The sequence below is a fragment of the Pseudomonas sp. R11F genome, assembly GCF_050312575.1.
GTDB lineage: Bacteria > Pseudomonadota > Gammaproteobacteria > Pseudomonadales > Pseudomonadaceae > Aquipseudomonas > Aquipseudomonas palleroniana.
Genome location: NZ_JBNPJU010000079.1, coordinates 17,077 through 38,698, shown reverse-complemented (window position 1 = coordinate 38,698; position 21,622 = coordinate 17,077). Strand labels below are relative to the sequence as shown.

At 61.6% G+C, this 21,622-nt stretch carries 23 protein-coding genes; 12 read left to right on the top strand and 11 right to left on the bottom strand.

Annotated features, from left to right (window positions below; translation table 11 throughout):
• Positions 1-7 precede the first annotated feature (7 nt).
• Both aroQ and ACQRBV_RS26895 read left to right on the top strand, forming a co-directional pair.
• A complete protein-coding gene (gene aroQ, locus ACQRBV_RS26900) occupies positions 8-457 on the top strand; it encodes a type II 3-dehydroquinate dehydratase (protein WP_060752326.1) in 450 nt (149 codons plus the stop codon).
• Positions 454-1,302: a shikimate dehydrogenase gene (locus ACQRBV_RS26895; protein WP_411985808.1), complete on the top strand. Its 849-nt coding sequence runs from the start codon at positions 454-456 to the stop codon at positions 1,300-1,302. The genes aroQ and ACQRBV_RS26895 overlap by 4 nt, the downstream gene beginning before the upstream one ends.
• A 184-nt stretch (positions 1,303-1,486) precedes the next feature.
• Here the strand turns inward: ACQRBV_RS26895 and ACQRBV_RS26890 are convergent, their stop codons facing one another.
• Together ACQRBV_RS26890 and quiC are read right to left on the bottom strand one after the other, a co-directional pair.
• Positions 1,487-2,128, bottom strand: coding sequence for a TetR/AcrR family transcriptional regulator (locus ACQRBV_RS26890; protein WP_060752328.1), 642 nt, complete (start codon positions 2,126-2,128; stop codon positions 1,487-1,489).
• A gap of 77 nt (positions 2,129-2,205) precedes the next feature.
• Positions 2,206-4,107 carry a 3-dehydroshikimate dehydratase QuiC gene (quiC, locus tag ACQRBV_RS26885; protein WP_411985809.1) on the bottom strand — a complete coding sequence of 634 codons (1,902 nt, stop codon included), beginning with the start codon at positions 4,105-4,107 and terminating at the stop codon, positions 2,206-2,208.
• A 224-nt stretch (positions 4,108-4,331) separates the two neighbouring features.
• On the opposite strand from quiC, the gene ACQRBV_RS26880 reads away from it, so the two are divergent.
• A complete protein-coding gene (locus tag ACQRBV_RS26880; protein WP_060752330.1) occupies positions 4,332-5,666 on the top strand; it encodes an MFS transporter in 1,335 nt (444 codons plus the stop codon).
• A 16-nt stretch (positions 5,667-5,682) separates the two neighbouring features.
• On the opposite strand, the gene ACQRBV_RS26875 is transcribed toward ACQRBV_RS26880, so the two are convergent.
• Entirely contained in the window at positions 5,683-6,561 is an 879-nt protein-coding gene (locus ACQRBV_RS26875) for a DMT family transporter (protein WP_090365694.1), read from the bottom strand.
• A 199-nt stretch (positions 6,562-6,760) separates the two neighbouring features.
• On the opposite strand from ACQRBV_RS26875, the gene ACQRBV_RS26870 reads away from it, so the two are divergent.
• Genes ACQRBV_RS26870 through ACQRBV_RS26860 form a run of 3 tightly spaced genes read left to right on the top strand, consistent with a single transcriptional unit; the run spans position 6,761 to position 9,106 of the window.
• Positions 6,761-7,177, top strand: a complete 417-nt coding sequence (locus ACQRBV_RS26870) for a membrane lipoprotein lipid attachment site-containing protein (protein WP_060752332.1) — start codon at positions 6,761-6,763, stop codon at positions 7,175-7,177.
• A gap of 54 nt (positions 7,178-7,231) precedes the next feature.
• Complete coding sequence (ypfJ, locus tag ACQRBV_RS26865) at positions 7,232-8,119, top strand: KPN_02809 family neutral zinc metallopeptidase (RefSeq protein WP_411985810.1); 888 nt, start codon at positions 7,232-7,234, stop codon at positions 8,117-8,119.
• Complete coding sequence (locus tag ACQRBV_RS26860) at positions 8,120-9,106, top strand: alpha/beta hydrolase (protein ID WP_411985811.1); 987 nt, start codon at positions 8,120-8,122, stop codon at positions 9,104-9,106. It abuts the gene before it with no gap.
• Between the two features lie 184 nt (positions 9,107-9,290).
• Here the strand turns inward: ACQRBV_RS26860 and ACQRBV_RS26855 are convergent, their stop codons facing one another.
• The 3 genes from ACQRBV_RS26855 to ACQRBV_RS26845 are packed head-to-tail and all read right to left on the bottom strand — an operon-like array spanning position 9,291 to position 11,364.
• Positions 9,291-9,890: an HAD family hydrolase gene (locus tag ACQRBV_RS26855; protein ID WP_244385040.1), complete on the bottom strand. Its 600-nt coding sequence runs from the start codon at positions 9,888-9,890 to the stop codon at positions 9,291-9,293.
• Entirely contained in the window at positions 9,887-10,756 is an 870-nt protein-coding gene (gene tesB, locus ACQRBV_RS26850) for an acyl-CoA thioesterase II (RefSeq protein WP_060752336.1), read from the bottom strand. Before tesB ends, ACQRBV_RS26855 begins: the two co-directional genes overlap by 4 nt.
• Positions 10,757-10,794: 38 nt before the next feature.
• The gene (locus ACQRBV_RS26845; RefSeq protein ID WP_060752337.1) at positions 10,795-11,364 is read right to left on the bottom strand and encodes a GNAT family N-acetyltransferase; all 570 of its coding nucleotides are present in this window, start codon (positions 11,362-11,364) and stop codon (positions 10,795-10,797) included.
• Between the two features lie 75 nt (positions 11,365-11,439).
• Here ACQRBV_RS26845 and ACQRBV_RS26840 point away from each other — a divergent pair, with 75 nt between their 5' ends.
• Both ACQRBV_RS26840 and ACQRBV_RS26835 read left to right on the top strand, forming a co-directional pair.
• Positions 11,440-12,360 (top strand): histone deacetylase family protein, encoded by a 921-nt coding sequence (locus tag ACQRBV_RS26840; RefSeq protein ID WP_060752338.1) that lies wholly within the window; start codon positions 11,440-11,442, stop codon positions 12,358-12,360.
• 172 nt (positions 12,361-12,532) lie between these two features.
• A complete protein-coding gene (locus ACQRBV_RS26835) occupies positions 12,533-13,759 on the top strand; it encodes a TIGR03862 family flavoprotein (RefSeq protein WP_411985812.1) in 1,227 nt (408 codons plus the stop codon).
• Positions 13,760-13,875: 116 nt separating this feature from the next.
• Here the strand turns inward: ACQRBV_RS26835 and ACQRBV_RS26830 are convergent, their stop codons facing one another.
• On the bottom strand, positions 13,876-15,210 hold the full coding sequence (locus ACQRBV_RS26830; RefSeq protein WP_104996045.1) for a DEAD/DEAH box helicase: 1,335 nt from the start codon (positions 15,208-15,210) through the stop codon (positions 13,876-13,878).
• Between the two features lie 64 nt (positions 15,211-15,274).
• Positions 15,275-16,165 (bottom strand): drug/metabolite exporter YedA, encoded by an 891-nt coding sequence (gene yedA / locus ACQRBV_RS26825; RefSeq protein WP_090365686.1) that lies wholly within the window; start codon positions 16,163-16,165, stop codon positions 15,275-15,277.
• 161 nt (positions 16,166-16,326) lie between these two features.
• Here yedA and ACQRBV_RS26820 point away from each other — a divergent pair, with 161 nt between their 5' ends.
• Complete coding sequence (locus ACQRBV_RS26820) at positions 16,327-16,782, top strand: Lrp/AsnC family transcriptional regulator (RefSeq protein ID WP_090365685.1); 456 nt, start codon at positions 16,327-16,329, stop codon at positions 16,780-16,782.
• The gene (locus ACQRBV_RS26815; RefSeq protein ID WP_411985813.1) at positions 16,772-17,470 is read left to right on the top strand and encodes a cyclase family protein; all 699 of its coding nucleotides are present in this window, start codon (positions 16,772-16,774) and stop codon (positions 17,468-17,470) included. Before ACQRBV_RS26820 ends, ACQRBV_RS26815 begins: the two co-directional genes overlap by 11 nt.
• Before the next feature lie 118 nt (positions 17,471-17,588).
• Here the strand turns inward: ACQRBV_RS26815 and ACQRBV_RS26810 are convergent, their stop codons facing one another.
• The 3 genes from ACQRBV_RS26810 to ACQRBV_RS26800 all read right to left on the bottom strand — a co-directional run bounded on the left by ACQRBV_RS26810 (position 17,589) and on the right by ACQRBV_RS26800 (position 19,613).
• Positions 17,589-18,200 (bottom strand): 3'-5' exonuclease, encoded by a 612-nt coding sequence (locus tag ACQRBV_RS26810; protein ID WP_104996048.1) that lies wholly within the window; start codon positions 18,198-18,200, stop codon positions 17,589-17,591.
• Positions 18,201-18,243: 43 nt separating this feature from the next.
• Positions 18,244-18,720 (bottom strand): NYN domain-containing protein, encoded by a 477-nt coding sequence (locus tag ACQRBV_RS26805; RefSeq protein WP_060752345.1) that lies wholly within the window; start codon positions 18,718-18,720, stop codon positions 18,244-18,246.
• A 128-nt stretch (positions 18,721-18,848) separates the two neighbouring features.
• Entirely contained in the window at positions 18,849-19,613 is a 765-nt protein-coding gene (locus ACQRBV_RS26800; protein WP_411985814.1) for a DUF2076 domain-containing protein, read from the bottom strand.
• 181 nt (positions 19,614-19,794) lie between these two features.
• Between ACQRBV_RS26800 and ACQRBV_RS26795 the strand changes: the two genes are divergently transcribed.
• On the top strand, positions 19,795-20,454 hold the full coding sequence (locus ACQRBV_RS26795) for a YciC family protein (protein WP_126870832.1): 660 nt from the start codon (positions 19,795-19,797) through the stop codon (positions 20,452-20,454).
• Positions 20,455-20,495: 41 nt separating this feature from the next.
• Entirely contained in the window at positions 20,496-21,584 is a 1,089-nt protein-coding gene (locus ACQRBV_RS26790) for an endonuclease/exonuclease/phosphatase family protein (RefSeq protein ID WP_060752347.1), read from the top strand.
• Positions 21,585-21,622: the final 38 nt, after the last annotated feature.

The following is a 21,622-nucleotide window of genomic DNA, read 5'->3' as shown; positions in this document are numbered from 1 at the left end:
ACACCCCATGCCGCCCCTCATCCTGGTGCTCAACGGCCCCAATCTCAATCTGCTCGGCACCCGTGAGCCGGCCACCTACGGCCATGAAACCCTGGCCGACATCGCTGCCCTGTGTGGCCGCAGCGCTGAACAACTGGGGTTGAAACTGGAGTTTCGCCAGACCAACCACGAAGGCGAACTGCTCGACTGGATCCACGGCGCCCGCGCCCGTTGCGCCGGGATCGTGATCAACCCGGCCGCCTGGACCCACACCTCGGTCGCGATTCGTGACGCACTGGTGGCCAGTGAAGTGCCGGTGATCGAAGTGCACTTATCCAATGTGCATGCGCGTGAGGCGTTTCGGCATCACTCCTTTGTATCGCCGGTCGCCACCGCAGTGCTGGCCGGCTTCGGCAGCCACGGCTACCACTTGGCCCTGAGCCACTTCAGCCAGTTGCTAAAAGGATCGACCCGATGAAACCGCGCATCCTCGCCGGCCTGATCGGCTCGGGCATCCAGGCCTCCCGCACCCCGGCGCTGCATGAGCAGGAAGGTGACGCCCAAGGCCTGCGTTACCTGTATCGCCTGATCGATCTTGCACCGCTGCACCTGGATATCAACGCCCTGCCCGAGCTGCTGCGCGCCGCCGAGTTGATGCACTTCACCGGGCTGAACATTACCTACCCGTGCAAGCAGGCGATCCTGCCGTTGCTCGATGAACTCTCCGACGAAGCCCGAGGCATCGGCGCGGTCAACACCGTGGTATTCAAGGCCGGCAAGCGCATCGGCCACAACACAGACTGCCTGGGGTTTGCCGAAGGGTTTCGGCGCAACTTCAATGATGTCGCGCGCCAACGCGTGGTTCAGATGGGGGCCGGCGGTGCGGGAGCGGCCGTGGCCCACGCACTGTTGGCCGAAGGCGTACAGCACTTGAGTATTTTTGACGTGGAGATCAGCCGCGCCCGCGACCTTGTCGATAACCTTGCGCAGCGTTTCGGCAGCGGGCGTGCCCAGGTCGGCAGCCACTTGGAAAGCGCCATGGCCGAAGCCGATGGGTTGGTCAACACCACACCGATGGGCATGGACAAACTGCCGGGCACGCCGGTGCCGCCCGCGCTGTTGCGGGCTGAATTATGGGTCGCGGAAATTGTGTACTTCCCCCTGGAAACCGAACTGCTGCGCGACGCCCGCGCCTTGGGTTGCCGCACCCTGGATGGCGGCAACATGGCGGTGTTTCAGGCGGTGAAGGCGTTTGAGTTGTTCAGTGGCAAGGCGCCAGACGCCGACCGCATGTTGGCGCACTTCCAGAGCATGAATACCTGACCGGCAAAAAAATCCCAATGTGGGAGCGGCTTGCCCTAATGCCAGTCAGTTAAGCGATAGCGCGGACGATGGTTAACCTGTGGGAGGGGGCTTGCTCCCGATAGCGGCAAGTCAGTCGAAAAACTGCTGACTGGCACAACGCTATCGGGAGCAAGCCCCCTCCCACATGGGTCCTGTTTCAGCCTTAGGCCTGCAAGTAACGCATCACCGAATCACAAATCATCTCGCGGTGGCGCTGCTTGATCGCCTCGTCCGACAGCTCGATCTGAAAAATCTCACTGAACGTATGGCGGTTGGACACCCGGTAAAAGCTGAAAGAGTTGATCAGCAGGTGCACGTCCAACGGCTCCAGCCCCTCGCGGAACAGCCCCATCTCGGCCCCCCGACGCAAAGTGGCGCCCAGCGCTTCAAGGATGTTGCTGTTCATCGCCTTGATCGCATCCGAACGCTTCACGTATTCGGCGTTGTGGATATTCTCGATGCTGACGATACGCACGAAATCCACGTTCTGGTCGTGGTGATCAAAGGTGAACTCCACCAGGCGCCGGATCGCTTCACGGGGCTCCAGCGCGGTGAGGTTCATACGGGTTTCGGTATTACGGATGTCGCCGTAGAGCTTCTCCAGTACTTCGACGTAGAGCTGCTCCTTACTGCCGAAGTAGTAATAGATCATGCGTTTGGAAGTGTGGATGCGCTCGGCGATCGCATCCACGCGAGCGCCGGACAGGCCCTGTTGAACGAACTCGACGATGGCTTCCTGAAGGATGTTTTCGCGGGTCTTTTCCGGATTGTTCTTACGACTCTTGCGCGGTGCTTCGGAGGTCATGGTGCGCTCACGGCCAGTGTTATGCAGGCGGTGATTATGGGCCGCGCCGCCCGCCGAAGGAAGCACCCGACACGCCGTTATAAACGCGCCTGCCGCGCCGCGCCGCTACGGGATTTGGCCATCGCCGCCAGACGTACCGCCACGTTGGCCGCGCCATAGCCGGCGTAACCGTTCTTGCGCTGGATAATCTCGAAGAAAAACCGCCCTTCGAACGCCTCGGTGTACACATGAAACAACTCACCGCCCTGGGCGTCGCGGTCGTACAGCACGTTGTAATACGCCAACTCGCTGAGGAACTCATCGTCGAAATCAAACCGCGCCGCCAGGTCGTCATAGTAGTTGAGCGGGATATCCAGCAACGGCACACCCGCCGCCTTCGCCCGGCTCACCTCGGCGAAAATATCCGCGCAGTCGAACGCAATGTGGTGCACCCCCGAGCCTCGATAGCTCGATAGTGCATGGGAAATGGCGGTGTTGCGGTTCTCAGAAATATTCAACGGCAGACGGATCGAGCTGCAACGGCTACGCAGTGCACGGCTTTTCACCAGGCCGTAAGGGTCGGGCAACACCACTTCGTCATCGGCCTCGAAATCCAGCAGGCTCTTGTAAAACAGCACCCAACTGTCGAGGCTGTCGGCCGGCAAGGCCATCGCCATATGGTCAAGGCGCAGCAGGCCGCCGCTGGAAAGCGCTGCCGGCTGCAGGTTGAAATCAGTGTCGTACAAGTCGCCTTCGCTTGGGTCCACCAGGTAAATCAGGCTGCCATCCGGTGCGCGAACCGCGCCCAGTTCCAGCTCGTTGGGCCCCACCAATCCGCGATACGGCTGGCCTTTGTAGGCCACTGCCCGTGCCATCGCCTTGGCACTGTCCTTGACCCGAATCGCCGTGGCACACAACGATGGCCCATGGGCCTCGAAAAAATTGTGCGCGAAGGAATACGGCTCACAGTTGAGGATCAGGTTGATATCCCCCTGGCGCAACAGGCTCACACTCTTGGAACGGTGCTGCCCGGCCTTGACGAAGCCCAGGCGCTCCAGCCATTGAGTGAGCCTGGCCCCGAGGTTTTCATCCACGGCGAACTCCAGGAACTCGATGCCACCGTATTCGCTGGCGGGCGGGGTATCGAACAGGATATCGACGGGCTGGGCAGGCGCTTGCTGCTGGAGGCGTTCACGGGTTTTCTCTTCCAGGTACAGCAGCGAGCGCAAGCCGTCTGCCGCATTCGCCCGGGTGGGTGCCGCGCGGAAACCATCGTTGAAGATCTCCAGGGATAACGGCCCGGTGTAGCCGCTCTGGATGATCGGTGCGAGGAACCCCGCCAGGTCGAATTCGCCCTGCCCGGGGAAGCAACGGAAGTGCCGGCTCCACTCCAGCACGTCCATGGCCAGGATCGGCGCGTCAGCCATTTGCACAAAGAAGATCTTGTCGCCGGGGATCTGCGCGATCGCGCTCGGGTCGCCCTTGAGCGACAAGGTGTGGAAGCTGTCGAGCAGCACGCCGAGGCTGGGGTGATCGACCTGGCGCACCAGTTTCCACACTTGCTGCCAGGTGTTGACATGCTTGCCCCAGGCCAGCGCTTCATAACCAATGCGCAGGCCACGGCGCCCGGCGTGTTCGGCCAGCAGGCTCAAGTCGTCGAGCAAAATGCGTTCATCGCCCACGCAATCGGCCGAAGCATTACTGCACACCAGCACCAGGTCGGTGCCCAGTTCCTGCATCAAGTCGAACTTGCGCTCGGCCCGTTCAAGGTTGCGCGCCAGGCGGTCGCGGCGGCAGCCTTCGAAGTCGCGGAAGGGCTGGAACAAGGTGATGGCAATGCCCAGGTCGGCACACATTTGCCTGACTTCCCGCGGGCTGCCGTCGTAATACAACAAGTCATTCTCGAAGATCTCGACCCCGTCAAACCCGGCGGCGGCAATGGCTTCAAGCTTTTCCGGCAGAGTACCGCTCAAGGAAACGGTGGCAATGGAACGTTGCATGGGGCGACTCCCGGCAATTGTTGTTTGTGGCAAATTATTCGCCCCCAGCCTACACGCAGCAATTAAAATGTACGAACCGGTTAGTTTTTGGTGCGATTATCGAACACTAAGCCCCTTTGGCGAATTGACGATTTTTTAACCGCTACGCACCATCGTTCTCGCAGCTACACCCGAAAAAGAAGCCCAGCACACACCATAACAATTTCAAAAACGGGTACCACCTCATGCCTTCGCAAAACTCCGTCCTGGCCGCGCGCCCGGGCAACCCGCACGCCGGCATCGGCGACAAGATCCGCGGCGCCCTGGCCGTGGGTAAAACCCGCTGGGGCATGCTGGCCCTGGTGTTCTTCGCCACCACACTGAACTACATCGACCGCGCCGCCCTGGGCGTGATGCAACCGATCCTGGCCAAGGAAATGAGCTGGACGGCGATGGACTACGCCAACATCAACTTCTGGTTCCAGGTGGGTTATGCCATCGGTTTTGTACTGCAAGGCCGGCTGATCGACCGCATCGGCGTCAAGCGCGTGTTCTTCTGCGCGGTCTTGCTGTGGAGCCTGGCCACCGGCGCCCACGGCCTGGCCACCTCGGCGCTCGGCTTTATGGTCTGCCGTTTTATCCTCGGCATCACCGAAGCCGCCAACTATCCGGCCTGCGTCAAGACCACGCGCCTGTGGTTCCCGGCGGGTGAGCGCGCAGTCGCCACCGGCATCTTCAACGCCGGCACCAACGTCGGTGCGATGCTGACGCCGATGCTGCTGCCGTTGATCCTGCACGTGTGGGGCTGGCAGGCGGCGTTCCTGTGCATGTCGGCACTCGGCGGGATCTGGCTGGTGTGCTGGGGCCTGAAGTACTACAACCCGGAAGACCACCCCACCGTTAAACAATCCGAACTGGATTACGTACAGCAGGAACTCGAACCGGAACAACCTCGCGTCCCGTTCAGCCGCATCCTGCGCATGCGTGGTACCTGGGCCTTCGCCCTTGCCTACGCGATGACCGCACCAGTGTTCTGGTTCTACCTGTACTGGCTGCCGCCGTTCCTGAACCAGCAATACAACCTGGGCATCAACGTGACCCAGATGGGCATTCCGCTGATCATCATTTACCTGACCGCCGACTTCGGCAGTGTGGGTGGGGGCATTCTGTCGTCGTTCCTGATCGGCCGCGGGATGAACCCGATCAAGGCGCGGTTGCTGTCGATGCTGCTGTTTGCCTGCTGCATCATCGGTGTGATCATGGCCGCCGGTTCCAGCCAGCTGTGGGTCGCAGTGTTTGCCATTTCCCTGGCCATCGGCGCGCACCAGGCCTGGACCGCCAATATCTGGAGCCTGGTGATGGACTACACGCCCAAGCACATGATGAGCACGGTGTTCGGTTTCGGTGGCATGTGCGCGGCGATCGGCGGCATGTTCATGACCCAGATCGTCGGGCATATCCTCACGGTCACGAACAACAACTACACGGTGCTGTTCACCCTGATCCCGGCGATGTACTTCATTGCCCTGACCTGGATGTACTTCATGGCACCGCGCAGGATTCCTACCGTAGACGTCTGAGCTACCACCCTCTGAACTATCTGCGCCGCTGCTGCCAGGCAGCGGCCAGCCCGCTCATGCAGATCACCCCGATCCCAACCACCGTGGTCAGGTCCGGGGTGTGATTGAACACCAGCCAGCCCAACAACCCTGCGAACACGATCTGGCAATAGCCGAATGGTGCCAGCAAGGCCGGCGCCGCGAAGCGGAACGCCTGGGTCAACAGCAGGTGCGCCGTCATCCCGCACGTACCCAGCGCCAGCATCAGCACTGCGTGCCATAGCGTGGGGATTTGCCAGAAGAACGGCACCATGGCACTCATCACCAGGGTATTGCACAGGCCGGCGAAGAAGTTGCTGGTGGTCGGTGTGTCGTATTGGCTGAGGATGCGCGTGAGCAGTTGGTAGAAGCAGAAAAACAGCGCCGAACACAGCGGCAGCAACACCGCCGGGGTAAACAACTCGCCCCCCGGATGGATGATCACCAGCACGCCGACAAACCCGCAGATCACCGCCAGCCACTGTCCACGCGTGACATGCTCGCCGAGCAGCGGCACGGACAGCGCCGTCACCAGGATCGGCGCGAGGAAGTTCACCGCCGTGGCTTCCGCCAACGGGATGTAATGCAGCGCCGTGGTGAAAAACAGGCTGGTGCCTAGCAGGCACAAAGCGCGCACCACCTGCATCCCTGGCCGTTTGCTGCGCAATACCCGCAAGCCCGATTGCGGCAGGAAGATCCCGGCCATCAACAGGGTGTGCACCAGGTAACGCGCCCACACCACCATCACGATCGGATAGAACCCGGCCAGGTATTTGGACAAGGCGTCGTGGCTGGAAAACAGAAAGGTCGCCACCACAATCAGCAAAATGCCTTTGAAGGGACGGTTGACGCCGGAAAGGGGGGTGCTGACGGTCATTGAATTCTCTTGCATGGCGGGCTGAACGCTGAGCACTGAACATGGCAGCACTCAACCCGGTAATCTAGCAGCCGGGTCGGAGTCTGCCCCAAGAGCATAACCAAACACCGTGCGAACAGCGCACTAAATCACGGTATTCGAGTCCAACGCAGCACGTTTGCCCAAGGGCTGCACACTTTTTGATCAAGGCCATGTCGCTATGAAAAAAATACTCTTTGTTCTGCCTGCCCTTGCCCTGCTCACCGCCTGCAATAAAGAGCCAACGCCCGCGCCCAAACCCGCTCCCGCCTCGGTACAGGCCACGCTGGTACCGGCAACCCCGCCGACCGATAAATGGGTCGGCAAGTGGATCGGCGTCGAAGGCTTGAGCCTGACCATCGCCAAGGACGACAGCATCGGCCGTGGGCACTACCTGCTAACCATGAAATACGGCCTGGATAACGACGACGCCGGCACCTTCAAAGGGGAAGCCAACGAAGACGGCATTACCTTTACCCGCCCCGACGGCCCGCAGCAATTGAGCGCCGGCGACGGCGAGGCCACCGGCCTGAAATGGCTGGCGGATAAAAAGGACTGCTTGATTGTCGATACCGGCGAAGGTTATTGCCGCGATTAACGGCCATACTCTTTCCCAATTAATGTAAGACCGTTTACCGAGAGGATTGCCCCCATGCTATGGAAAAAAGGCCGACGCAGCGACAACGTGGTGGATGCCCGCGATGACAGTGGCGGCGGTGGTGGAGGCATACGCTTTGGTGGCGGCAAGGGCCTGAGCCTCACGGCGATTGTGCTGATCGTCGGCATAGGCTGGCTGACCGGCCAGGACCCGCTGCAGATCCTCGGCCAGTTGACCGGCCAGATGGAACAAGCGCCCTCGGTGAGCACGCAAACCCGCCAGGCCCCGCCGGCCAACGACCAACAGGCTGACTTCGTGCGCGCGGTCCTGGGCGACACTGAGGACACCTGGGGCCAGGTATTCAAGGAAAATGGCCTGGTCTACAAAAACCCCAAGCTGATTCTGTTCCGTGGCCGGGTCAACTCCGCGTGTGGTAGCGCCACCTCGGCCAGCGGCCCGTTCTACTGCCCGGCCGACCAGCAAGTCTATCTGGACCTGGATTTCTTCCGGGAAATGTCGCAACGCTTCCAGGCTGCCGGCGAGTTCGCCCAGGCGTATGTGATCGCCCACGAAGTCGGGCACCATGTGCAAACACTGCTGGGCATCTCCTCCAAGATCCAGGCCGCGCGCCAGCAAGGCCGGCAAATGCAAGGTGACGGCGGTTTGCTGGTACGCCAGGAGCTGCAGGCCGACTGCTTCGCCGGGGTGTGGGCCAACCGTGCGCAAAAACGCCTGAACTGGCTGGAGCCCGGCGACATTGAAGCCGCACTGAACGCCGCCAACGCCATTGGCGATGACCGTTTGCAGCAACAGGGTCAAGGGCGCGTCGTGCCGGACTCGTTTACCCACGGCACCTCGGCACAGCGCGTGCGCTGGTTCAAGACCGGCTTTACCGAGGGGCAGATCACTCAATGCGATACCTTTGCCGCCAAGAGCCTCTAAATGAACCAACGACTGGGTCTACTGCTGGGCTTGATGATCAGCTGTTCCACCAGCGCCTGGGCCGCCGAGCAAGCGCACGGCGTCAAAGTGGTCAGCCCCGAGCGTTTCCATCTGCAGGCGGGTGACCTGAGCCTGGGCCTGAGCCAGGACTGGCGCCAGCCGCTGCCCGATGTCACCCGTGCCCTGATCATCGTGCACGGTCGCTTGCGCAATGCGCAGACCTATCTCAAAAGTGGCGAAGATGCCGCCGCACACGCAGGCGTTGCCAGCCATACCCTGGTGATCGCACCGCAGTTTCTCAACGAGCTGGACGTGCAACGCAATCATCTGGATAAGCAGGTGCTGCGCTGGCACGGCAATGACTGGATGGCCGGCGAACTGTCGACCGGCCCGGGCCAACTCAGCTCCTACGGTGCGCTGGACCAGGTCATCAAGCACCTGGGCAACCGCAAACTGTTCCCGGCGCTGAAAGAAATCGTGGTCGCCGGCCACTCCGGCGGCGGCCAAGTGGTGCAGCGTTTTGCCCTTACCGGCCACGATCACCCGCTGCTGCAAACCGAAGGCATCAGCCTGCGTTACGTGGTGGCGAACCCCTCGTCGTACGCCTATTTCAGCCCGCAGCGCCCAGTGAAGTTCGATGTGGCCAGTTGCCCAAGCTTCAACGAATGGAAGTACGGCATGCAGCACCTGCCCGCCTACGCAACAGGCCAGGGCGCCGAGCAGCTTGAGCAGGCTTACGTGTCACGCGACATCACCTACCTGCTGGGCCAGCAGGACACCGACCCGAACCACCCGGCCCTGGATAAAAGCTGCGAAGCCGAGACCCAGGGCGCGTACCGGCTGGTTCGTGGGCACAACTACTTTGACTACCTCAAGACGCGCCATCCGCAACTGAGCCATAAGCTGGTGGAAGTACCGGGCGTGGGCCATGACGGCGACAAGATGTTCACCTCGCCTGCGGGCGAGAAGGTGCTGTTTACCCAGTAAGCACTGAATAAACCAACTCAAAATGTGGGAGGGGGCTTGCTCCCGATGGACTGCGTAGCAGGCCCATTTTTGAGGCCGCTGCGCGGCCTATCGGGAGCAAGCCCCCTCCCACAGGTTATCCATCGTCCGCTCTATCTCTTAACTGACAGGCATTAGGGCTTGCCCCCTCCCACACTTCGCTTTTTCAGTGGCTGGCCTGGATCATCCGGCGCAATGCCACACAGTCTGCGGCATGCCAATCCGCCAACGCTGGCCACGGGTTCTCCGGCAAGTTCACCAACACCGTCCGGGCTCCCGCCGCCCGGCCGCAATCCAGATCAAAGCGGTAATCTCCCACCATCACCATCCGGCTCGGCGAAACATCCCAGGCCGCCGCCAGCTTCAGCAAGCCGCCCGGGTCTGGTTTGGGCGGCGCATCATCACGGCCTAATACATCCTCGGCGGCAAAGCAGTCCGCCAAGCCAATCGCCTCCAGGGTGATATGCGCCAGCTCCCGCGCATTGCGGGTCAGGATGCCCAGGCGATAACCACGCCCGGCCAGCTCGCGCACCAGCTCCACCGCGCCTGGCGCGGCAACCGAGCCCACCGCCAACTCGCGCTCATGCTCTAGCAACCAGGCATGCTTGGCCGCTGCCACATCGGCCGGCAACGCCGCCAGGTGGGTGAGGATGTCGTCCTCCGGCGGAATGTCCAGGGCCACGCGAATGGCCGCAAAATCATGCACGGCCACCGTGAGGGTGCCGTCCATGTCAAAGACCCAATGTTGGATATGCGCCAGGCTCATGCCCAATCCTTGCGATGACGAATCAAGCCTTCCTGGGTCACCGAGGCCACCAGCTGCCCGGCGCGGTTGTACACGCTGCCACGGGAGAAACCACGGGAGTTGCCCGCCCATGGGCTGTCCATGGCGTAAAGCAGCCAGTCATCGGCACGCAGGTCCGCGTGGAACCACAGCGCATGATCGAGGCTGGCTACCTGCATATCTTTCTGCCACACGGTCTTGCCGTGGGGTAGCAGCGAGGTGGTCAGCAGACCGAAGTCCGAGGCGTAGGCCAGCAGGTATTTATGCAGCGCGGGCAAGTCGGCCAGGGCGCCGTCGGCACGAAACCATACGTACTTGACCGGATCGGACGGCTGCGGGTTGAACGGGTCTTTCTCGGTCACCGGGCGCACTTCGATCGGCTTGGGGCACAGCAGCTTGTCGCGCATGTGCTCGGGGATCAGGTGGGCGCGTTGCTGGGTCAGTTCCAGCTCGGAGGGCAGGTTTTCCGGGCCGACCACCACAGGCATCGTGCTCTGGTGCGTAAAACCTTCCTCGTCATATTGGAACGAGGCGCTGCAGGTGAAGATCGGGTTGCCCTTCTGGATCGCGGTGACGCGGCGCGTGCTGAAACTGCCGCCGTCACGTACGCGGTCCACCGAGTACACCACCGGCAATGCGGCATCGCCCGGGCGCAGGAAATAGCCATGCAGGGAATGCACATGCCGCGCGTCTTCTACGGTCTGGCTGGCCGCCGACAGCGACTGGCCGAGCACCTGGCCGCCGAATAGTTGGCGAAACCCCAGGTCCTGGCTGCGGCCACGAAAGAGGTTTTCCTCGATCGGCTCCAGGGTCAGCAGGTCCACCAGATCTTCCAATACTTGGCTCATAGAGCAACTCCTACAATCTATGGGGCATTCCGGTCTGCTTATCCGTGCAGCGTGTCCAACCATTGGGCGCGGGTGATGCGATACAAAACATGATGGCGCAGCGGGTCATCGGCTGCGACCTTGGGGTGTTCAAAATCTGCCTGGGGATCGTAATGCATACCGATGGCCTGCATGACTTTTTGTGATGGCAGATTGGACTCAGTGGTGAAAGCCAGGATCTCATCCACCTGCAAACGATCGAAGCCGCAACGCAAGGCGGTCCAAGCCGCCTCGCTGGCATAACCCAGGCCCCAGTGTTCGCGGGCCAGGCGCCAGCCAATCTCCACGGCCGGGGTAAAGTCAGCCTCGAAGTTGACATTCTGCAGCCCGGTCAGGCCGATAAACTCGCGAGTGTCCTTGCGCTGCAAGGCCCAAAAACCAAAGCCGTACTCGGCAAAGTGCCCGCGAATCCGCCCGATCAACGCAGCCGTTTCCAGGTGGCTCAATTTAGCCGGGAAATAGCGCATCACCTGCGGGTCCGCGCACATGCGCGCAAATTCCGGCAGGTCGCTGTCGCGCCATTGGCGCAGCACCAGGCGTGCGCTTTCCAATTCCAGTATCGGCTCCATGGGTCCCCTCCCTTGCCATGTGCGTGAGTGTACAACGCGGGTAAGATGCGTCGCAGGTTCCCGTCAGAAAATCCCATGCCCCTGCCATTGATCTATCACGATGACTACAGCCCCGAGTTCCCGGCGGACCATCGGTTCCCCATGGACAAATTCCGCCTGCTGCGCGACCACCTGGTCGACAGCGGCCTGACCGAAGACCGCCAGTTGCTGCGCCCGCAACTGTGCCCACCCGAGATTCTGGCCCTGGCGCATGACCGAGGATATATCGAGCGCTATATGAGCGGCGAGTTGTCCCGTGAAGACCAGCGGCGCCTCGGCCTGCCCTGGAGCGAAGCCCTGGCCCGGCGCACCGTGCGGGCGGTCGGCGGCTCGCTACTGGCGGCGGAGCAGGCATTGGAACACGGCCTGGCCTGCCACTTGGCGGGCGGCACCCATCACGCCCATTACGATTACCCGGCGGGCTTTTGCATCTTCAACGACCTGGCGGTGATCAGCCATTACCTGCTGGCCAGCGGCCGGGTCAACCGCGTGTTGATCTTCGATTGCGACGTGCATCAGGGCGACGGCACCGCGCGTATCCTCCACGACACGCCGGAGGCGATCACGGTGTCGCTGCATTGCGAAAAGAACTTCCCGGCACGCAAGGCCCAAAGCGACTGGGACATCCCGCTGCCCATGGGCATGGGGGACGCCGACTACCTCAAGGTGGTGGACGACGCACTCAACTACCTGTTGCCGCTCTACCAGCCGGACCTGGTGCTGTACGACGCCGGCGTTGACGTGCACAAGGACGACGCCCTCGGCTACCTGAAGCTGACCGACGCAGGTGTCGCCGCCCGCGACGAAAGCGTGATGCGCCACTGCCTGGGCCGTGATATTGCGGTAATGGGCGTGATCGGCGGCGGTTACAGCAAAGACCGCCCCGCCCTGGCCCGTCGCCACGGCATCTTGCATCACAGCGCCCAGCGGGTGTGGGCGTCATCAGGTTGTCATTAAACCCTGGGCGTTACCCACAATGCCTGTGGAACCACCTGTGGATAACTTGAGCGTAAGCGTCTGAACGCTGCTTTACATAAGGCTTGTAGGAAGCTGTATGTTTTTTGATCAGGCGTTTGCGCTGTCGTCGGGTAGAATGCTCGGCCTATTCAAGCGACCGTAGCCCTGCCCCATGCCCGATACCCCTTCCCAACACGTCATCATTATCGGCGGCGGCCCTGCCGGGCTGATGGCCGCTGAAGTCTTGAGCCAGGCAGGCGTGCGGGTCGACCTCTACGACGGCATGCCGTCGGTGGGGCGCAAGTTCCTGCTGGCGGGTGTAGGCGGCATGAACATCACCCATTCGGAAGCGTACCCGGCGTTCCTGTTGCGTTATGCCGAACGCGCCCCGCAAATGGCGCCATTGTTGCGCGCGTTTGGTGCCCAGGCGTTGTGCGAATGGATTCACGGCCTAGGCATACAGACCTTTGTTGGCACTTCGGGCCGCGTCTTTCCTACGGACATGAAGGCCGCCCCGCTGTTGCGCGCCTGGCTCAAGCGCTTGCGCGACCAGGGCGTGGTTATCCACACCCGCCATCGCTGGGTGGGTTGGGCCGCAGACGGCGGGCTGGTTATCCACAGCCCGGACGGCGAAAAAACTGTCCACAGCCCAGCCGTATTGCTGGCCCTCGGTGGCGGCAGTTGGTCGCGCCTGGGTTCCGACGGTGCCTGGCTTAAGCTGTTCGAAGATCAAGGCTTGCCGTACGCCCCTTTGCAGCCGAGCAATTGTGGTTTCGAGGTGTCGGCCTGGAGCGACTTGATGATCAGCAAATTCGCCGGTGCACCACTGAAAAACGTCGCCATCGGCCTGGCGGATGACAAGCCGCGGCTGGGGGAATGTGTGGTCACCGCCACGGGCATCGAGGGCAGCTTGATCTATGCGCTGTCAGCACCGATTCGCGAAGCGATCAATCGCGACGGTTCAGCCACCGTGCATATCGACCTGCTACCGAGCAAGCCGCTGGACAAGGTGCAAGCCGCCTTGGCCAAGCCCCGTGGCTCGCGTTCGATGAGCAAGCACTTGCACAGCCAGTTGGGCCTGGATGGGGTCAAGTCGGCCTTGTTGCGGGAGCTGACGCCAGCTGAACACTTCAATGATCCGACGCAGTTGGCGGTGGCTATCAAGGCACTGCCGTTGACACTGGTTAAAACCCGGCCAATCGATGAAGCGATCAGCACCGCGGGCGGCGTGCCGTTCGAGGCGTTGGATGAGCGCTTGATGCTCAAGCAGTTGCCGGGGGTGTTCTGTGCGGGAGAGATGCTGGACTGGGAAGCACCGACGGGCGGGTACTTGCTGACGGGGTGTTTTGCCAGCGGCAAAGCGGCGGGGCATGGGATGCTGGAGTGGCTCAAGCGCTGAGATTTGTGGTGATTTTAATGCCGCCATCGGGGGCAAGCCCCTCCCACATTTTGAACGGTGAACAGATTCAAAATGTGGGGGCTTGCTTCTGATGAGGCTATCAGTCACGCAGCAAACTACTTCTTCTTACGCGGCCCGGTGTTAAACACCGGCACCTTGCGCACCGGTTTGATCGATGGCTCCGCCGGCGCCACTTCGCCACTGTCCACCCATTTGCCCAGGTTACGTTTGCCGCCACCGCCCGAGGCCTTGGGCTTCTTCGGTTTTTTCGGTTTCTTTACCACTTGCCCACTGGCGTCGGTGTCCGGCACGCGGTGCTCGGGCTCGAAATCCGGCTCGACTTTGCGGGTCAAGGTCTGACGCGTCAGCATCTCGATGGCCGACAGCATGTTCACTTCATCGGCACACACCAGGGAGATCGCCTCACCGGTGTTGCCCGCACGCCCGGTGCGGCCAATACGGTGGATGTAATCTTCGGCGACGATCGGCAGGTCGAAGTTGACCACCAGCGGCAAGTCTTCGATATCCAGGCCACGGGCGGCCACATCGGTGGCCACCAGGATCTGCACCTCGCCGGCCTTGAAGCGGTCCAGCGCCCGTTGGCGGGTGGCCTGCGGTTTGTCACCGTGGATCCCATCGGCATTGACGCCCAGGCCCTGCAACTTATCCACCAGTGCATCCACGCCGTTGCGGGTCTTGGCGAACACCAGTACCTGCTTCCAGCGGCCTTTGCGCATCAGGTGCACAAACAGCTCTGGCTTGCGCTTCTTGTCCACCGGCACCACCCATTGCTTGACGGTGTTGGCGGCGACGTTGCGCGGGCTGACTTCGATACTCAGCGGGTCGTTGAGCATCTGCCCGGCGAGCAGGCGGATGTCATCGGAGAAGGTCGCGGAGAACAGCAGGGTCTGGCGCTTTTTCGGCAGCATGCGGTAGATGTTCGCCAGTTCTTCGGAAAAGCCCAGGTCGAGCATGCGGTCGGCTTCATCCAGCACCAGGGTTTGCAGCTGATTGAGTTTCAGCGCGTTCTGGCGGAACAGGTCGATCAGGCGGCCTGGGGTGGCGACCAGAATGTCGACACCTTTGCGCAGCTTCATCATCTGCGGGTTGATACTCACGCCGCCGTACACCGCATAAGTGGTCAGCGGCAGATGTTGAGCGTACTCGGCGACACTGGCGTGAACCTGCTCGGCCAGCTCGCGGGTCGGGCACAGGATCAGCGCGCGCGCCGAGTTGGGGGCGACTTTCGGCCCTTCCAGGGTCAGCAATTGCAGGAGCGGCACAGCGAAACCTGCGGTCTTGCCGGTGCCGGTCTGGGCCGCGGCCATCAGGTCGCGACCGGCCAGCACCGCCGGAATGGCCTGCGCCTGCACCGGCGTCGGGGTCTGGTAGCCAAGCGTCTCAAGGGCGCGCAGCAAGGGTTCGATCAAGCCAAGGGTGGCGAAAGTCATGTGTCTACCGTAAGAAAATTCAGCGCATGAGCGGGTAAAAAACCGCAATTCGGCGCAGTTTACCTTATTCCGGCCGGGGCTTTCGCCACTGGGGCAGGCTGATCAACAGCACCGCGCTGATGATCACCAGCATTGCCAAGGCTTCTTCCATGCCGATGGTCTCACCGACGAACACGATCCCCAGCAACACGGCCACTGCCGGGTTCACATAGGCATAGCTGGTCGCCGCCGCCGGCCGCACGTGCTTGAGCAGGTACATGTAGGCGTTGAAGGCAATGATCGAACCGAACACGGTCAGGTAGGCCAGCGCCAGCCAGCCTTCCAGTGGCGGCACGGCCTGCAGGCGCTCACCGGAAAGCGCGCTGACCAGCAGCAGCGCCACACCGGCAACCAGCATCTCCGCAGCACTGGCCATGGCGCCCTGGGGCAGCGGCAATTGCCGGCTCCACACCGAACCGAACGCCCACGACGCGGCCGCCACCAACAGCAGAACCGCGCCCATGGGGCTCGACTGCAACGTGCTGCCCATGTTGAGCATGGCAATGCCGATAATACCCAGGATCACCCCGGCCCATTCCAGACGGGTATTACGTGCGCCCCAGAAATACCCACAGAGCAAAGTGAATAACGGCACGGTCGCCACGGCCAACGCCGCCACGCCGGACGACACGCCCATATGTTCAGCCATGCTCACGCCACCATTGCCGATGGTGAGCAACAAGATGCCAATCATCCCGGCCGCTTTCCACTGAGCCCAGGTCGGTGCCGGCACCCCGCGCCACCTGAGGAAGCCGTACATCAACACCCCGGCCGTGCAAAACCGAATCCCGGCCAGCAACAACGGCGGCCAGTACTCCACGCCGACACGAATCACCAGGTAGGTAGACCCCCAGATCACATACAACGCAAAAAAGGCGGCGATCAACGGTAAGGGAAAGCGACGTGGGCCAGGCATTGGACGGCTCTATGGCAGGAGGACAGAAGACATATTCTAAAAAGGCAGGTTGATAAACATAAGTTACAAAACCTGTTTAAAACGCCAATACACTTTTCAAAACACGGTTATGAGGGATATAAACCATAGATTCGAAAGCCACACATTACGGAGCCTTATCATTGGACAAATACGACCGCATGCTCCTCAGTGCCTTGCTCGAAGACGGCCGCGCCTCGTTTGCGCAACTGGCTCGCACGGTCAACCTCTCCGCCCCCGCCGTGGCAGAGCGCGTGGCCAAGCTGGAGGCCAGTGGCGTGATCACCGGGTATCAGGCCAAGGTGGACCTGTCCAAAGTGGGTTTGCCGATTCAGTGTGTGATTGAGCTGCGCCTGACCAATCACGGCAGCCAGAAGGTGTATGACGCCTTATCCGAAATTCCCGAACTCACCGAATGCCACCGCGTGACCGGTGACCCGTGCGTGATCATGCAAGCCGCCGTGGGCTCGATGCCGGAGTTGGAGAACCTGATCAACCGGATCGCAAAATTCGGGTTCAGCAAGACCTCGATCATTTTGTCGAGCGCGATAGAGCGGCGGGTGCCGCTGGGGCAGTTGGAGGCCAGAAATGCTGGATAAACAGCGCAAGGTCATCAGCCTCAGCCACCCGGTCAGCCCACGTATCCCGCTATGGCCGGGCGACCCTCCGGTGGTTTTTGCAGAGGTCGCCGCCCTGGAAAAGGATGGCTATTTCCTGCGACGTTTCAGCATGGGTGAACACAGCGCCACGCATATGAATGCGCCGAACAGCTTCTACGCCGACGCAATGGGGATCGACGGTTATCAACCCGAAGACCTGGTGCGGCCGGCAGTGGTAGTGGACGTGCGCAGTAAAACCCAGGGCAACCCCGATTACGCAGTCAGCCCGCAGGATATTGAAGAGTGGGAACGCCAACACGGGCCAATCGAGCCCGGCTCGGTGGTCTTGATGTACACCGGCTGGCAACATCTTTGGCATGACCCGGTGGCGTTCTTCGGGCTGGACGCGCAAGGCTCGCACTTTCCGGGGATCGGCGAGGCGGCGATTGGTTTTTTGCTTGAGCAGCGTCGGATCGCCGGGGTCGGTATTGATACCCATGGGGTTGATCCGGGGCAAAGCACTGCATTCGCGACCAATCGTGCGGTGCTGGCCAGGAATGGGATTGTGCTGGAGTGTTTGACCCATCTCGACCGCCTGCCGGCCAAGGGTGCAACATTGGTGATAGGTGTCTTGGCGCTCGAAGGCGGATCAGGGTCGCCCGCATCGGTGATGGCGTTTATTCCCTGACGACACTGTGGGAGGGGGCTTGCTCCCGATGGCGGTGGACCAGCCCGCTAATCTGGAGCTGACACACCGCTATCGGGAGCAAGCCCCCTCCCACAGTTGGAGTTTCATTGTCAGGGGCTCAGAACCCGCGGTGCTTCTTCAGGTGTTCGGTGATCTTCGCCGCCGGCACTTTCTGCAAGGTGCACAGCAGGTCGTGGGAGAGTTCGCGCAAGCCGTGAGTCCCGCGCAGTTCCTGGGCCAGGTACGCCGTGAGGTTGGCCGCCATCTCCGCATCCGCCAGCGCCCGGTGAGCCTTGCCGGTGTGGGGCAACTGGGCGTAGCTGTTGAGGGTGCCGAGTTTGTGGTTGGGCGCCGCGGGCATCAGACGGCGGGCGAGTAACAGCGAGCAGGCGAATTTCTGCAGGCGGGTGCGGCGGATCAGGCCCAGCTCATAATCCCAGAACTTCTGGTCGAAGGCCGCGTTGTGCGCCAGCAGTGGCGTCGTGCCGACGAACTCGTTGACCTCGTTCATCACACGCTCGGCCGGCGGTGCGCTGCGCAGCATGGCGTTACTGATGCCGGTGAGTTGTTCGATAAAGCCCGGCACACGCACACCGGCGTTCATCAGGCTCTGGTAGCGATCCACGATCTGGCCGCGCTCGAGGATGACCACCGCGATTTCCGTGGCCCGGCAGTGGCTGCTCGGGGTGATGCCGGTGGTTTCAAAGTCGATGACCGCTATACGTTCCAAACCTGTTCCAACTCCGTCTAACTGTTTATCAAGCCGCAGCGTTCTATTTGAGCAGCAGCGCGCCTTCGATCGGCACATAGCGGCTGGCGGCGCGTATCAGTGAGTTGGCCGTCAACCCCGGGACACCGTAGGCCACGGCTTCGACGCCATGCTTGTGGATAACGCGCTCGAGCAGCATGTCGAAATCACCATCGCCGGAGGCCAGTACGATTTCGTCGACGTGGTCGGCGGCATCCATGATGTCGAGGGTGATGCCCACGTCCCAGTCGCCCTTCGCCGAGCCATCGCTGCGCTGGATGTAAGGCTTGAGTTTTACCGTAAAGCCCAGGTTGCGCAGGATCTGCTGGAATTGCTGCTGCTTGCTGTCGCCACGGTCGATGGCATAGGCATACGCCTCTACGATCTGCCCGCGTGAGCTGATGTCAGCCCACAAGGCGGCATAATTGAAGTGGCAACCATAGGCTTGGCGCACGGTGTAATAGAGGTTTTGTACATCGGCGAACACCGCAATTTTTTTCACCGCACTTCCCCAGGCTTACCACTTGGACGCCGGACACGGAGGTCCGCAAAGGCGCCAGTATGCCAGCCATGGGAAAGTTTCCGAGAAAAATCAGCCCGGGGCGACGAAGCGCCCCGGTTGAATGCAGGTCAGACGTAGGAATCGTCGTCGTCAAAGGGGGAGGAATTGTCGGAATAATCGCTGTCTGCAAAGTTGTCAGCATTGTTGCCGCCCCAACTGTCATTCCCGGCGAAACGCTGGTCGTCATTGCCCCAGTTGCCGTTGTCACTGGCCGGCGCGGGCTCTTCGCGGATGATTTCTTCCACGACCTGCGGCTGTTGAGAGTTGTGGTTGAACAAGCTGCTGATGCCTTCGGCCAGCATCACACCACCGGCCACACCAGCGGCGGTTTTCAGGGCGCCACCGAGAAAACCACTGCCAATCGGCGCTGCCGGTGCCTGTTGCGGCTGTTGATAGTTCTGCGGCGGTGCAGCGTAGTTTTGTTGCGGCGCAGGTTGGCCGAACGATGGCCGCCCCGGCTCACGCCAGCCGCCACCCGTCGACGCCGGCGCGCTCTGAGCCGGTTGCGGATCGCGGGAGCCGCCGCCAAAGATGCTCGACAGGAAACCGCCACTGCTCGGCGCAGGCTGGGCCGCCTGGGAACGGGCTTGTTGCAGCTCATCCTGCAATTGCTGGATCTGCTGTGCCTGCTGCTTGTTCTGCGCGTCGAGACTCTTGATCGCGTGTTCCTGCACCAGGATCGACTGGGTCATGTAGTACCCGGCGGCCGGTTGGCGAGTCATGTGTTCCTTGATCCGCGCTTCGGCCAGGGCGTCGCGGGGGGCTGAGTCCTTTTCGGCTTGTTGCAACCGTGAAAACAGTCCATCGATCAGGGTTTGCTCTTCGCTGTTCATGGCGACCTCGTTAGATTGCCGGTAGAAATCATGGGCCTGCCTGGGACCAGGCAAGCTACGCGACTAGTTATGGGGCTGTTACCAGACGTTTCAATAGTCTTTACCTAAGGTTTACGTTTGCTTAACGCCAGCCCTGATCGGTTAAAGTGTGGGCCTTGCTTTTTGGCCTGCGATGAACCTGATGAATCCGTTAGACGTACTGCGCGACTCCTTCCGTTTCACCCAACGCAACCTGGGCGCCATCGTCCAGCTGTGCCTGCCGCTGGTGATCCTCGAAGCCCTGCTGCAACAGGTGCTGGACCACACGCTGGGGCCGGATGCGTTCCCCGGTTACAGCGTGGTCGTCGGGCTGCTGGTGTATCCGCTGTACACCGGCGCCCTGATCCTGTTTCTGGATGCGCGCACCCGCGGCGAGTCGCCGCGCACCAAGGATGTCTGGGCCATGGCCCTGACCCTGTGGCCACGCTTCGCCCTGCTGACGGCCATGAGCACGCTGCTGATTCTGCTGGGCTTGTCGTTGTACTTCCTGCCCGGCCTGTGGCTGATGGTGGTGCTGGCGTTTGCCGAGTACCTGCTGGTGCTGCGCGGCATGCCGGCACTGGACGCGATGAAGGAAAGCTTTCGCCTGAGCCGTGGGCACTTCTGGCGAATCCTGGTCTGCCTGCTGTGCGTGATGACGCCGCTGTGGTTGCTCAAGGGCGCCAGCGCCGCGGCCTATCCAGACCCGGGTCCGTTACTGGGGCTGTTGATGGACAGCGCCCACAGTTTCCTGCAGTTGTTTACCAGTGTGGTGTTGTTCCGTTTATTCATGCTGATCGGTGGCGACGCCGACGCACGGTGATATGCTCCGTGCCTGTCCTGACACGCTGATAAGCCGAGCCAATGACCCGTTTATTGCGCATCTTCCTGCTGGGCCTGCTGATCATCGCAGGCCTGCTCACTGCCCTGATCTACAGCTTGACCTGGCGCCCTGCCGACAAGCAAACCCTGCCCGTCAGCTGTGGCGCCCCCCGCGCGCCGACCCTGCTGCCGGGGCAGGCGCTCAAGGTGATGACCTGGAACGTGCAATACCTGGCCGGCAAAAACTACGTATTCTGGTACGACACTCCCGACGGCAGCGGCCCGGACGACCGTCCGACCGTGGAAGACATGGCCTACAGCCTCGATGAAGTGGCGCGGGTGATCCGTGACGAACAACCCGACATCCTGCTGCTGCAGGAACTCGACGAAAACGCCAAGCCATCCCACTATCAAGACCAGTTGGCCCTGTTGCAGGAACGCCTGGTCGACCTTTACCCGTGCAGCGCCCAGGCGTTCGACTGGAAAGCCGACTTCATCCCCAGCCTGCATATTTTCGGCAGTGTCGGCCGCAAACTGGCGACCCTGAGCCGCTACCAGATCGAACACGCCGAACGCCTGCAACTGCCGGTATCGCCCGGCAACTTCATCAGCCGCCAGTTCCAACCCAAGCCGGCCTTGCTGCTGACGTACCTGCCGCTGAGCGATGGCGGCCAACTGGCGGTGCTCAATACGCGTCTGGGTCGCGATATGCCTGGGCGCTCGGCGGTGGATGAGCAAGTCAAGGCAACGGTGAAATTGCTGGATAAGCTCGAAGGCCGAGGCACGCCCTGGTTGATCGGCGGGGATTTCAACCTACTGCCGCTGGGGCAGTTCCTGCGCCTGGAAGCGGGCAAGCGCGGTCAGTATTCGCCGGACAGCGAGTTGCATTTGCTGTGGGACAAATACCCGATGATCCCCAGCAACAGCGAAGCCAGCGGCATCGACCGTGCGAAATGGCTGACGCACTACCCCAACGACCCAAGCCTCGACGGCCCGGATCGCACCTTGGACTATCTGTTCTACAGCCCACGCATCAAGCGGGTCGAAGCCAAGGTGCGGCAGGAGGATACGTTGCGCATTTCCAACCATTTGCCGGTGATTGCCCGGTTCCTGCTGCCCGCCGCGCCCTGACAGGCACCACCGAAATAATGTGGGAGGGGGGCTTGCCC